The following is an 11920-nucleotide window of genomic DNA, read 5'->3' on the forward strand; positions in this document are numbered from 1 at the left end:
CTTACTATGGCGAACATCGAAGACATCGTCGTCCAGCCGCCGCAGAGCGTGACATGGCAGGTGCATCTCGACCGTTCGATGTGGGTGGGCGGCGTACGCGGTCTCATGCTGCAGGCGCTGCATCCGCTGGCCATGCGCGGCGTCTGGCAGAACTCCAACTTCCAGGAGGACCCGTTCGGACGGCTGCGCCGCACGGCCGACTTCGTGGGACGGGTGACGTTCGGCAGCCCGGCGGAGGCGGACGAGATCGGCCGGCGGGTGCGCGGCATCCACAAGGCGCTGCGCATCCAGGATCCCGGCACCGGCAGGACACATCGGGTGGACGACCCCGAGCTGCTGCTGTGGGTGCACTGCGCGGAGGTGTCGTCGTACCTGGAGGTGGCCAGGCTCGGCGGGCTCGGCCTCACCGAGCGCCAGGCCGACCGCTACCTGTACGAGCAGCGCAAGAGCGCCACGTACGTCGGCCTGCACCTCGACGACGTGCCCGGCTCGTGCGCGGAGATGGACGCCTACTTCAAGCGGGTACGCCCCAGCCTGCGCGTGACGGAGGAGGCGGCCTCGACCGTGCGGTTCCTGATGTGGCCGAGGCTCCCGCACGAGCTCAGGCTGCTGTCACCCGGCAAGCCCGCCTATTTCCCGTTCGGCGCGCTGTGCTACTACACGCTGCCGGAGTGGGCCCGGCGGATGTACGCGGCGCTGCCGGAGGTGCCTCGCCCGACCGTCAGGGCCGCGCTGAAGGCGTTCAGGCTGGGCCTGAACTCGCTGCCGGAGCCGGTGCACGACCGCGCGTTCATGCCGGCCACGAGGGTGATGCTGCAGGCGTCCAGGGAGCGGCTCGGCGCGGCGGGTTACGACGTGAGCAAGGGCCTCAAGGGGCTGACCGATCCCCGCCGCTGGCCGACGGCACTGGCCGCCTGACCGGCAGGAGCGACCCGGCCACCAGCACCAGCCAGACGGGTCCCACTCTGGAGCCGCCGGGCAGCAGCGTCGCGCTCGCCACCAGCACTTCCGCATCCCCGCCCGGCCGACCGGCGCCACCGCGATCGGCGTCATGACGATCGCTGGCCCGGCCATGGGGAGGACGAGCAGGCCCCGCGATGTGTGCGGGCACTCCCGCCGGGCGTTACTCGGCGAGAGCGTCCCATGGGCGGCGGTCAGGGGCGGCGGCCTGGCCCTCGGGGCAGTGGCGGCGGAAGTCGCACCAGGAGCAGATCGGCCCAGGACTGGGCGCGAACAGCTCGTCGATCTCGTCCGGCACCACCGCCGGCCCGACGGACTGCCGCTCCCCCGGCGCGGAGGTGCCCGGTCCTGAGCGCGAGGCAGAGGCCCCCGGCGCGGAGGTGCCCGGCTCTGAGCGCGAGGCAGAGGCCCCCGGCGTGGCCGCTCCCCGTCCCGAGCGCGAGGTTGCGGAGCCCTTGGCGGGTGGGCCGATGACGGCGCGATAGCGTTCGTCCGCTGCCGACGCCTCGGTCGCGAGCTCCTCCGCGCGCCGCAGATGACGGGCGAGCGACTCCTCGGTGTGCCGCCACTCCACGATCTCGCCGGTGGGCAGGTGGTGGAGCTCGACCGAAAGGCAGGGCGTGCGCATCATCGTGGAGGCGGCGACCGCGTACACGGCCAGGGCGAGCGACGAGCGGGCGTCGTCCTGGGTGAGCGGGCGGCGGCCGGTCTTGTAGTCGACCACGACCAGCTCGTCCCCGCGCCGGTCGAGGCGGTCGATGCGGCCGGACACGGCGATGACCTTGGTGCGGGTGGCGACCGTGCGCTCGACGCCCACAGGGTCGTCACTGGGGTCTAATGTCGCGACATATCCGGAGACGAGGTCGCGGGCGCGGCCCAGCCAGTGCCCCGACTGCTCGGCGTCCCTGAAGCCCTCCGTGATCCATCCGTTCGTGAGCAGGATGGCGGCCGTCAGCGGGGTCCTGCGCTCGTACGGCTCCCGCCACCACCCCGCCAGCGCGTTGTGCACGCTCGCCCCGACGCTGTTGTGCGCCCAGGCGGGCCCCTTGGACGGCTGCGGCCGGTCCAGGTAGCTGAACCGGTAGCGGCGCCGGCAGTCGAGCCAGGCGTTCAATCGCGACGGCGTGCACGAATAGAGCCGCCGCGGCATCCCATCCAGCGGAAGCTGGCCCTGCACCGCGTTCATGGCCTCCACCCCGTGGAGGCGGCTCGGTCGCTGGGATCCGTTGCGGAGTCCAGGCGACGGCGCTCCCTCACCCTAGTCGTCGTCCGGGTCGAGCTTGATCCCGGAGATCTTGGTGCCGTCGGTGAGCGAGCCATCGACATCGGGGTCGTCACGGGTCAGCGAGCCCGACACCCAGCCGTCGAAGTGCGGCTCCAGGTCGCCGATCGTGACCTCGTCGCCGTGGGCGGCCAGCACCCGCGTGTCGCCGGGCAGCGTGAACAGCCGCCCGCCGATCGAGGTCAGCTGGTCGGCCAGGGCGGGGTATTCGCCGCCCAGTTTGCCGGGGCCGTCGGCCTGCAGGGCCTTGCCGGTGAACACGGCCCCGAGCCCCTCGCAGTAGAGCGAGACGCCGCCGGGCGTGATGCCGGGCGTCTCCAGGACATCGAGCTGGACGTCGGCCACCTCGAAGATGCCGTCGTCCTCCATGTCGATGTCGGGCCAGGTCTCGCGCCAGGTCTCCCGCCACAGGGGCTTGTCCTTGGGATGCAGGGCGACGATGGCCTCGTCTCTGCTGGCCACCTCGATGGCGGCCCCGACGTGGTCGGGCAGCCCTGCCGTGCAGATGACGGCGAGCACTTCCCGCTCGCCGACCTGCTCGAGGATCTTCTCGGCGTCACGCGCCGCGTCGATGACGATCACTTCGTCGTCGTCGCCGATGATCCAGGTGTTGTTCTCGACCTTGTGCTCGGTGCCGTCGATATCGACGACGCCCTCGGTCACCACTCGCTCGATACGCGCTGTCACGCTTCCGAACTTTAGTCCGTCTGACTCAGAGCGCGAATCGAGCTCAGTCCTCGAGTCTCGGCGAGAATGCGCCGAACGGGACATCCAGGTCGTGATCCCGCGCGTCGAGCAGCGACAGCTCGGCGAGTGCGATCATGCAGCCGGCATCGGCGGGCCAGGCGATGGCCCACAACCAGTTGCCCAGCGCCTCGCCCGCGTAGACGGCCCGGTCGTCCGCGGCGCCCACGCACCAGAGCGCGGTCGGATGCCCGAGCACGTCGATCTTGGCGTTCGGCGGCCCCGAGTCGAAGCCCTCACCCGGGTCGGGGCCGTCGAGCCCCGCGAACGCCGCGCCGAGCCCGATGCCCGGTTCCTCCGCGATGACGAGCAGATCGGCGGGACCTTCCATGAGCGACGGCCCCGTCAGCGCGACCACGCTGGCGCGGGCACCGGTGCGCTGGTCGCCCACCTCGCCGAAACCGGTCACCAGCCAGCCTGCGGGCAACGGCCAGGGCAGCCACACGGGCACCACGGCGCTCTTGCGCATGGCCTCCAGCGCCGCACTGGTCGGCGGCCATGGAGGCTGATACGGCAGGACATCGCCGTGCGTGCCACATCGAAACGCGCTCGACCACGCACTCGGCCCGTGAAGCGGGCCAAAGCACCGCGGACAGGTTGGAGCCGCTCTCACAACTACCCACGGTGCTTTCTCCGGCACCGGCCCGTCAAGGGCGCTTCTCGTTATCCCGTCGTAATCTTGGTCATGTGCGCGTAAATTGTGTCGGCGCGATTATTTTCGACGCTTCTGACCGGCTCCTCCTGATCAAGCGGGGACATCCACCGGGCATGGGGCTGTGGTCCATCCCCGGCGGCAGGTTGGAGCCCGGCGAGACGGACGCCGCCGGGCTCCGCCGCGAGGTCCTGGAGGAGACCGGGCTGCACGTGGAGGTGGGCCGCCTCGCCGGCACCGTGGACCGCCCGGGCCCCGGCGGAGTCACGTACGTGATCCGCGACTACCTGGCCGGCGTGTCGGGAGGCGTGCTGGCGGCCGGGGACGACGCCGCCGACGTGCGCTGGTGCGACATGGACGAGCTGGTACGGCTGCCGCTCTCCGAGGGGCTCCTCGAGTCGCTGACCGCGTGGGGCGTGCTGCCCCGCTGAAACGCCCCCGCCGAAACCGCGCCTCCCTACCTGTTCGAAGTGAGGCTGGAGATCCACAGGATCAGGTGATCGGCGTTGTACGTCGTGGACCGGCCGAGCGCCACGACCTCCGAGCCCGAAACCGCCACGGCCGACAGCCACTGCGCCCCCTGCCCGGCCAGCCGGTCCTTCGTCAGCGCCATGCGGTTCCACGACAGGCCGTCCTGCGAGGTCCAGGCCGCGCTGTCGCCCTCGCCGGGAACGCCGTGCCAGCCCACCGCCACCAGACCCTCCTCCGCCGAGGCCAGGTCGTACACCGCCGCCGCCTGCTCAGCGGGCAGCCAGGCCGTCTGCCAGCTAGCTCCGTCGTCGTCCGAGACGGCCGCGAAGGCGCGCCGTGAGCCGCCCGTCACGGCCGTGCCGATGGCCACCAGCTTGTCCTGATAAGTCGTGATCCGTCGAAGCCCGGCCGAGGTGGCGTCCGGCGGGGTCACGCGCTTGCGCGAGCTCCAGTTCACGCCGTCCGGGGAGTACCAGACCACGCTGCTCTCCTGGTCGGCGCCGCCCGAGCCGCCCACCGCCACGTAGCCGTCCCCGCCGGCGACGGCGTCGTAGATCCGCACCCCGGAGCCGCCCTGCGGCAGCTTCTTCGACCTGGTGAACTTGCGCAGGTCAGGCGTGAACCACATGGCGGCGCCGGACGTGCCCGCCTGGTCCCTGGACTCGCCCGCCAGCACGTACCCCTTCTTGCCCGCCGTCACCACGTGGGTCTCCAGGTAGGGGTCGTTCGGGTTGCGGGCCAGGTCACCGGTGACGTTCACCTTCCTCCAGCTCTCGCCGTCGTCGGAGGTGACGAGGAGGGGGTCGGTGACGGCCACGTTCGTCTCGGTGGCGCCGACGGCGAGCCAGCCGCGGCCGCCGTGTGCGACGTCCTGGAGTATCTGCCGGCCGGGGCCGCCGAGGCTCATGGACTTCCAGCTCTGCCAGTCCCTGATCGTCCACAGGCCCGCGTCGCCGGAGGCCGAGCCGACGGCGACGTACCTGCCTGCGAAGCCGGCCAGCGCTGTGGTCTCGCGCGCGATCCTGGTCAGGCCCTCGACCTGGCCCAGCTGCACCCGCGAGGCGTTGCCACGCGGCGGCGCGGTCATGAGCACGAGCTGGTTGTCGACGTCGGAGGCCGCCTGGTCACCGCCCGCGAACAGGGTTCCGCCGTCGGAGATCGTGAACCCGCGCAGCGTCGCGCCCGGCAGGTTGCCGAGGTCGGCCCGCTTGGCCCACTGGCGTCCGTCGGCGCTGGTCAGCACGGAGTACCGGCCGAGGCTGCCCTGCGAGATCGCCGCGACGCCCGTCGGATAGGAGATCAGCGACTCGACGCCGGCGCTCTCGCCGCTCAGACCGCCGATGGAGCCGCACTGCGACCACTGTGCCCCGGTCGGGGAGCAGTAGACGCGCACGTCACCCGTGATCGTGCGCTGCCGCCACGGCGCCAGCACGAACCCCTTGGGCAGCACGGCCAGCGTCCCGGTACGCGGCGTGGCCTCTGAGAGCAGGAAGCCGGTCGCCTGCCAGTCGCGCCCGCCGTCGGCCGAACGGAGCACCCGCGATCCCTCGCCGACCGCGGGGGCCCCGATGGCCACGACCGTGTCGCCCTTGGCGACGACCGCCTTGATCTCGCGTACCTCAAGCTCTCTGGTCTCGATCCGCTCCCAGGCCCGGCCGTCGGCGGAGCGCCACGCCGCCGGGCCCGTCCCGCCGTCGTCTCCCGTCGTACGTCCCACCGCCACGAACCCGGACGCCGTCCTGGCGATGTCGTGAATCTGGTCACCGGCCCTGAACGCGGCCAGCCCGGACTCCTCCACGGCCGTCCAGCTGAACCCGTCGGTGCTGGTCCAAAGGCCGCGTTCGGACACGCCGTCTCCACCGGCGGCCAGCCAGCGCCCGTTGCCGCCGACGACTCGCTGGACCGTGGGGGTGGAGGCGCCGTTGACCTGGCCGAGCTGCCAGTTCTTGCCGCCGTCCGGTGAGAACAGGAAGAGCGGGCGCGGTGTGGGGCTCGTCGTGTCGCTGCCGACCGCCACCACCGCGCGGCCGACGGAGGTCATGTCGTTGAGCTTCTGGTTGGCGCCGTCACCGGCCGCGGGGACGGTGAACAGCTCGTCTCCCGACCGCCCCGTGCCCGCCTCCAGCCGCAGGCCGGGGGCCTCGTCATCGCTCCACTGCCAGACGACCACGCCCGCGGCCACCAGGACCGCCACGGCCAGCGACAGGACGACGGGGACGGCCCTGCTGCGGTGGCGTACGGGGCTGGACCTGCGGACGGCGGCCGGGGCCGGGCCTCTGTGGTGCCTGCCGCTCGAGCCTTGGGGGCGCGGCGGGCCGGTGGCGACGAGCAGGTCGGGCCGCGTGGGACGGCCGGCGGGCGGCCGCCCGACCCGCCGTACCTCGGGCTCGCCGTCCTCGTCGTCCCGCTGTTCGGGCTCGTCCGGCTCCTCGTCCTGCTCAGGAGCCGCCTCCTGCTGCTCGACCGGATACACCAGCCGGTACGGGGGCTCCCGCCGGGGTGCGGGCTCCCGTTCCTCGGGCTCGGGGGAAGGCGCGGCCTCGGCCTGCGGCTCGTCGGGGCGGACCGTTTCCTGAGGGGGATGGACCGGGGCGCCGGCCACGAGCTTGTCGGGACGGTTGACGATGCGGCGGGGGCGGCGGCGCGGCTCGGCCTCGGGCTCTGCCGTCGGCGAGCTGTACGGCCTGCGCCCCTTGGGCGGCTCCTGCGGCTCGTCCTCCGGGACGGGGGCGGCGAAGGGCGGCATGCCCCAGGGCGAGGTCAGCGGTAAACCCCGCGCCCGATCGTCGGTGGGACCCGGCGGCGAATGGCTGATCCTCGGCTCTTCCGAAGATCGCGGGTCGGACGCGTCCTCAGGACGCGGGTCGTCACCCGGCGGTCGCCGAGGCGGTTCGCTGGGGCCGGAGGCCACGCGCCGTACCTCCTATTGGTCGAACTCGTCGTACGGGTGGAATCAGGCCGCTGGTCCGTTCCACAGGAACCAGACCAGCATGACTCAGCCGGAATAGCGAGACCTCTCTAGCGAGATTCCCGGCACCTCTCGCCCGATTTATCCTGAAACATTATTAATTGACCGCTTTTTGGCTAGATACAACACACCAAACGCATACACCCCGAGTTGCACCACTGTCCCGGACAATGCCTGCCAGGGCACCGGCACCTTCCCCTGGCTCAGCGCGCCCTCCAGGTTGCCCGCCGCGGCGGCGAGCCCGAAGGCCAGCAGGTTGTTCAGCACGTGCAGCGCGATCCCCGCCTCGAGCCCTCCGGTCCGCACCGTCAGCCAGCCCATGACGACCCCGAACCCGAACACGTCGATCAGCCCGGCCCACGAATACCCGTGCAACGACATGAACAGCGCGGACCCGAGCAGGATGGACCAGGCCGGATTTCGCAGATGCGCCCCCATCGCCTGGATGAACCAGCCGCGGAAGACGTACTCCTCGGCGGCCGCCTGGAACGGCACCAGCAGCACTATCACGATGAGCGCGGGCAGGAACCCGGACCACCCGGCCCAGCCGAACAGATCGGCGTCCTCGCCGTACAGCGTCAGTACGAGCGCCTGCGTGCCCTGCCCGAGCACGAGCGCCAGGGCGGCCAGCCCGAGGCAGCTCAGCAGCCAGGACCAGCGCAGCCGCCCGGCCACGGACGAGAGCGTTCCGGGGCGCCTGCGCTGGACGAGCGCCGCCGTGCCCTGCACGAGGAAGAGCATGGGCGCGAGCGACATCAAGACCACGACCAGCGAGAGCACCGGATCGCCGAACAGCCGGCCCTCGGCCTCGAGCGGCGCCGGGATGCCCAGGAACATCGACGCCACCACGCCGGCCCAGATGGCCAGCGCACTGAGCACGAGAAATGCCGCAGCGATGATCAGCGTGCCGACGATCGCCCGCCACGGCTGCGCGGCGGCGGTCCTGGCGAGGTGGTCGTAACGCACCCCACGAGGCGTCGGCAGGAACCAGGACCGCGGCGGGTACGGGTAGACCGGCGGCTGAGTGCCGTAGCCGTAGGGATGCTGATGTCCTGGCTGATTCTCCTGCACCCATCCATTCTGTCCACCCGGTGCGCAATAGTTCACAGACGGTCCTCTCATTTAGGCGGATGCTCGGAGTCGTACGACATTTCGACCCTGGGAGCAGTTCATGTCAAGGCTGGGACCTGTCATCACCCTCACGGCGGGGGCAGTGCTCGCCGTGGGGCTGGGTGTCGCCAGCGTCATCGCGACACCGGCGGCCAGAAACGAGGCCGCCGACACCGCCGCGGAAGCACCCTCCGCCGAGGAGACCACCGCGGCCCCGTCATCCTCAGGCGAGCCCGCGCCTGAGCCTGAGCGAACGGCGCCGAAGAAGATCCCCAAAGCTGACTACGGAGGCTACGTCAAGGGCAACGGCGGCCTCATCGCGATCTCGATCAGAGACGGCAAGGCCGTCGGCTACTTCTGCGACGGCAAGGCCGAGGCCTGGTTCAAGGGCACGGAGTCGGACGGCGACCTGCGGCTGGCCGGGTCAGGCAGCGCAAAGGTCACGGCCGCGCTGGGCGGCGGCCGGGCCAAGGGCTGGGTCGCGGTCGGGGGCAGGAAGTGGAGCTTCGTCGCGCCCACCGTGGTCAAGCCCTCGGGTTTGTACCGGGCCACCGCGATCGTCAGGGGCGCCAAACTCAGGGCCGGCTGGATCGTGCTGAAGAGCCCGAAGGGCGGCTTCACCCAGGTCGGCGCCGCGTTCGAGGGCGACACGCAGGTGCCGATCCCCCAGTTGCAGGGCGACCGGCCCACGGCGCCCGTGACCGTCGACAGCACCACGCTCTACCCGAAAGACGTGGACGGCTTCATCGAGGAGATGCAATGACCGCCGTACCCCAGCCATCACGCAGCCTGACCCCGCTCCTCGTGCCGCTGCTGGCCGGCGGCCTCGCGGCGCTCGCGCTCGGCGTCTACGGGCGGGTGCACACGCCCACCGGGTTCGCCGTGGGCGTGGCCGGGTTCTCCGCCGCGCTGCCGATGAAGGCGTGGCTGACGACGGGCGCGTTCGTCCTGGCGATCGTGCAGGTCGTCTCGGCCCTGTCGATGTGGGGCAAACTCGGGATCACCATCCCGCCTGCGGTGCATCGCTGGTCGGGGCGGCTGGCGTTCCTGCTCACGATCCCCGTCGCCTTCCACTGCCTCTACGCCCTGGGCCTGCAGTACGACGTGCCGCGGGTGCTCGCGCACTCGTTGCTCGGCTGCTTCTTCTACGGTGTGTTCACCGCGAAGCTGCTGGCGCTGCCCAAGCGTGACGCGCCCGGCTGGACGCTGCCGGTGCTCGGCGGGCTGGCGTTCACCGCGCTGATCGGGATCTGGCTGACGTCGTCGTTCTGGTTCTTCACCGCCATCGGGCTCAAGGTGTGAAGCTCTTCGTACGCCTCAGCCCGGCGGCCCGGCCCTTGGCCGCCACGACGAGCGCCATCTTGCGCGAGGCCTCGTCGATCATCTCGTCGCCCAGCATGACCGCGCCGCGCTTCTCGACCGAGGTGTAGTACTCGTACGCCTCCAGGATGAGCTCGGCGTGGTCATAGTCCTCCTGCGACGGCGAGAACACCTCGTTGGCCGCGTCGACCTGGGAGGGATGGAGCACCCACTTGCCGTCGAACCCGAGCGCGGCCGACCTCCTGGCGGCCCGCTTGAAGCCCTCCACGTCCTTGATCTGCAGGTAAGGGCCGTCGATGACCTGCAGGTCGTGCATCCTGGCCGCCATGAGCAGGCGCATGAGGATGTAGTGGTAGGCGTCGCCCTCGACGTAGCCGGGCGGCTGCTCGCCGACGACGAGCGTGCGCATGTTGATCGACGCCATGAAGTCCGCCGGGCCGAACACCAGGGTCTCCAGGCGCTTTGACGAGCCCGCGATGGCGTCGGCGTTCACCAGGCCGCGGGCGTTCTCGATCTGCGCCTCGATGCCGATGCGGCCGACCTCGTACCCCATGGTCTTCTCGATCTGGGTGAGCAGCGTGTCGAGCCAGACCACCTCGGTGGGGTCCTGCACCTTGGGCAGCATCACACAGTCGAGGAACTCCCCGGCCCCCTCGACGACCTCGATCACGTCCCGGTACGTCCACTGCGTCGTGAGATCGTTGACCCTGACCACGCGTGTCCTGCCGGCCCAGTCGCCCTCGCGCAGCGCGGTCACGATGTTCTTGCGCGCCTCCTCCTTGGCCAGCGGCGCGACGGAGTCCTCCAGGTCCAGGAAGACCTCGTCGACGGGCAGCGTCTGGGCCTTCTCGAGGAACCGCGGATTGCTGCCTGGCACGGCGAGCACCGAACGACGTGAACGCATGCGCACACGCTAGCGCCGTCCCCGCCCCTCCCCCTAAGGGACCTCGGCCGAAGTGCGGCGAGTGGCGGTGAGGGCTACAGTCGAGGATGTGACCGAGAACGCCGCGGCCATCGAGGAGGGCGCCAAGAAGTCCGGCATCCTCTGGCTCACGCTCGACCGCCCGCGCCTGGCCTGGCACGCCTGGCACGAAGGGGCGATCTACCTGGTGACGGGGGGCGAGGAGCAGGAGTTGCCCGGCCTCGAGGCGCTCGACCAAGTCCACGTCACGCTGCGCAGCAAGGACAACGGCGCCCGGCTGGTGGAGTTCGACGCGGCGGTCACGGTCGTCGACCAGGGCGCGGCGGCCGACGCCGTGGCGGCGCTGGCCAAGGAGCGGCTCAACGCCCGCGACAGCGAGCACCTGACCGAGCGCTGGGCCCGCGACTCCACCGTCCTGCGCCTCACCCCGCCCGCCTCTACCGCCTGAGTCCCGCGCCTCAGGCCTGGCCGCTGACGCCGATGGGCTGCGCTTCGGGGTCCACCGCCGGTGACGGCTGGGCGATCGCGGTCGCGGTCTGGGCGAGTAGCGCGCCGGACAGCACGAGCAGGCCCCCCAGGATCTGGAAGACGCCCAGCGTCTCGCCGACCAGGGCCCAGGCCACCAGCGCGCCGCCGATCACCTCCAGCGAGGCGACCGTGGCCCCCACCGCGGCCGACAGCCGCCGCACGGCGTTCACACCAAGGATGTACGCGATCACGGTCGCGACCAGCACCATCCACAGGTACGCCCCCAGCACCGGCAGCGTCCGGCCGCCGTCCGGTGTGACCGTGGCCGTGAAGGCGTCCCATGGGATGTTCCACGGCCGGGCGAACGGGATCAGCACCACGGCCGCTCCCGCCATCCCCCAGGCGATCAGGCCGAGCGGGTCCACGTCGTCGCCGAAGCTATCGTTCATGAGGAAATATCCGGCGCAGCAGGCTCCGGCCAGCAGTCCGAGCAGCAGGCCCAGCGCGTCCAGCCGCATTCCCTGCCAGACCTCGACGACGATCGCGAGGCCCACGACGGCCACGACCGCCCCGATGTAGGCGGCCCGCGCGAGCCGTACCTTCCGTACGAACCGCACCCAGGCCACCACCATCACCGGCGCCATGAACTCCAGCAGCAACGCGACCCCCACCGGCAGCCGGGTGATCGCCACGAAATACAGCGACTGCACCCCCGCCACCGCCATCACCGCATACAGCCCGAAGAACGGCAGCCTCGATCTGGGGATCCGCAGCGCCCGCGGCTTCACCACGGCCAGCACGACCACCAGCAGCATCCCCGCGCCCGCCATCCGCGTCCATACGGCCTCGATCGGCGCCAGCCCGGCCGTGATGAGGTATTTGGCCATCGGCCCCGAGAACGCGAAACACCACGAGGACACGAACGCGAGCCCGAGCCCCGCATACCTCATCGCCCACCACCTGGCCAGTAATCACCGTTAAGCACGTTGGATACTGACATGTGAGGCGTCGGGGGCGCAATGG

The 11920-nt window shown here is 71.1% G+C and carries 12 protein-coding genes; 5 read left to right on the forward strand and 7 right to left on the reverse strand.

Annotated elements, in window-relative coordinates; genetic code table 11:
• Positions 1 to 6: 6 nt before the first annotated feature.
• The gene (locus tag ACQPWU_RS52025) at positions 7 to 918 is read left to right on the forward strand and encodes an oxygenase MpaB family protein (RefSeq protein WP_433434193.1); all 912 of its coding nucleotides are present in this window, start codon (positions 7 to 9) and stop codon (positions 916 to 918) included.
• A 205-nt stretch (positions 919 to 1123) separates the two neighbouring features.
• Here ACQPWU_RS52025 and ACQPWU_RS52030 read toward each other — a convergent pair whose 3' ends face one another.
• The 3 genes from ACQPWU_RS52030 to ACQPWU_RS52040 all read right to left on the reverse strand — a co-directional run bounded on the left by ACQPWU_RS52030 (position 1124) and on the right by ACQPWU_RS52040 (position 3626).
• Complete coding sequence (locus ACQPWU_RS52030; RefSeq protein ID WP_433434196.1) at positions 1124 to 2146, reverse strand: RecB family exonuclease; 1023 nt, start codon at positions 2144 to 2146, stop codon at positions 1124 to 1126.
• 72 nt (positions 2147 to 2218) lie between these two features.
• The gene (locus ACQPWU_RS52035) at positions 2219 to 2929 is read right to left on the reverse strand and encodes an MBL fold metallo-hydrolase (RefSeq protein ID WP_433434199.1); all 711 of its coding nucleotides are present in this window, start codon (positions 2927 to 2929) and stop codon (positions 2219 to 2221) included.
• A 43-nt stretch (positions 2930 to 2972) separates the two neighbouring features.
• Positions 2973 to 3626: a DUF6758 family protein gene (locus ACQPWU_RS52040; RefSeq protein ID WP_433434201.1), complete on the reverse strand. Its 654-nt coding sequence runs from the start codon at positions 3624 to 3626 to the stop codon at positions 2973 to 2975.
• A 47-nt stretch (positions 3627 to 3673) separates the two neighbouring features.
• Here ACQPWU_RS52040 and ACQPWU_RS52045 point away from each other — a divergent pair, with 47 nt between their 5' ends.
• Positions 3674 to 4069, forward strand: a complete 396-nt coding sequence (locus ACQPWU_RS52045) for an NUDIX hydrolase (RefSeq protein ID WP_433434204.1) — start codon at positions 3674 to 3676, stop codon at positions 4067 to 4069.
• 26 nt (positions 4070 to 4095) lie between these two features.
• Here ACQPWU_RS52045 and ACQPWU_RS52050 read toward each other — a convergent pair whose 3' ends face one another.
• Both ACQPWU_RS52050 and ACQPWU_RS52055 read right to left on the reverse strand, forming a co-directional pair.
• The gene (locus ACQPWU_RS52050) at positions 4096 to 6855 is read right to left on the reverse strand and encodes a WD40/YVTN/BNR-like repeat-containing protein (protein WP_433434206.1); all 2760 of its coding nucleotides are present in this window, start codon (positions 6853 to 6855) and stop codon (positions 4096 to 4098) included.
• A 303-nt stretch (positions 6856 to 7158) separates the two neighbouring features.
• The gene (locus ACQPWU_RS52055; protein ID WP_433434209.1) at positions 7159 to 8148 is read right to left on the reverse strand and encodes a lysostaphin resistance A-like protein; all 990 of its coding nucleotides are present in this window, start codon (positions 8146 to 8148) and stop codon (positions 7159 to 7161) included.
• A gap of 100 nt (positions 8149 to 8248) precedes the next feature.
• Between ACQPWU_RS52055 and ACQPWU_RS52060 the strand changes: the two genes are divergently transcribed.
• Complete coding sequence (locus ACQPWU_RS52060; RefSeq protein WP_433434212.1) at positions 8249 to 8950, forward strand: hypothetical protein; 702 nt, start codon at positions 8249 to 8251, stop codon at positions 8948 to 8950.
• Positions 8947 to 9489 (forward strand): DUF6529 family protein, encoded by a 543-nt coding sequence (locus ACQPWU_RS52065; RefSeq protein WP_433434215.1) that lies wholly within the window; start codon positions 8947 to 8949, stop codon positions 9487 to 9489. Before ACQPWU_RS52060 ends, ACQPWU_RS52065 begins: the two co-directional genes overlap by 4 nt.
• On the opposite strand, the gene ACQPWU_RS52070 is transcribed toward ACQPWU_RS52065, so the two are convergent.
• A complete protein-coding gene (locus ACQPWU_RS52070) occupies positions 9479 to 10411 on the reverse strand; it encodes an HpcH/HpaI aldolase/citrate lyase family protein (protein WP_360690334.1) in 933 nt (310 codons plus the stop codon). The two genes, ACQPWU_RS52065 and ACQPWU_RS52070, sit on opposite strands and share 11 nt — an antisense overlap.
• Positions 10412 to 10499: 88 nt before the next feature.
• Here ACQPWU_RS52070 and ACQPWU_RS52075 point away from each other — a divergent pair, with 88 nt between their 5' ends.
• A complete protein-coding gene (locus ACQPWU_RS52075) occupies positions 10500 to 10877 on the forward strand; it encodes a hypothetical protein (protein WP_433434218.1) in 378 nt (125 codons plus the stop codon).
• A gap of 10 nt (positions 10878 to 10887) precedes the next feature.
• On the opposite strand, the gene ACQPWU_RS52080 is transcribed toward ACQPWU_RS52075, so the two are convergent.
• Positions 10888 to 11847 (reverse strand): EamA family transporter, encoded by a 960-nt coding sequence (locus ACQPWU_RS52080; RefSeq protein WP_433434221.1) that lies wholly within the window; start codon positions 11845 to 11847, stop codon positions 10888 to 10890.
• Positions 11848 to 11920 lie beyond the last annotated feature (73 nt).

The organism is Nonomuraea sp. CA-141351 (assembly GCF_050944675.1).
Classification (GTDB): domain Bacteria; phylum Actinomycetota; class Actinomycetes; order Streptosporangiales; family Streptosporangiaceae; genus Nonomuraea.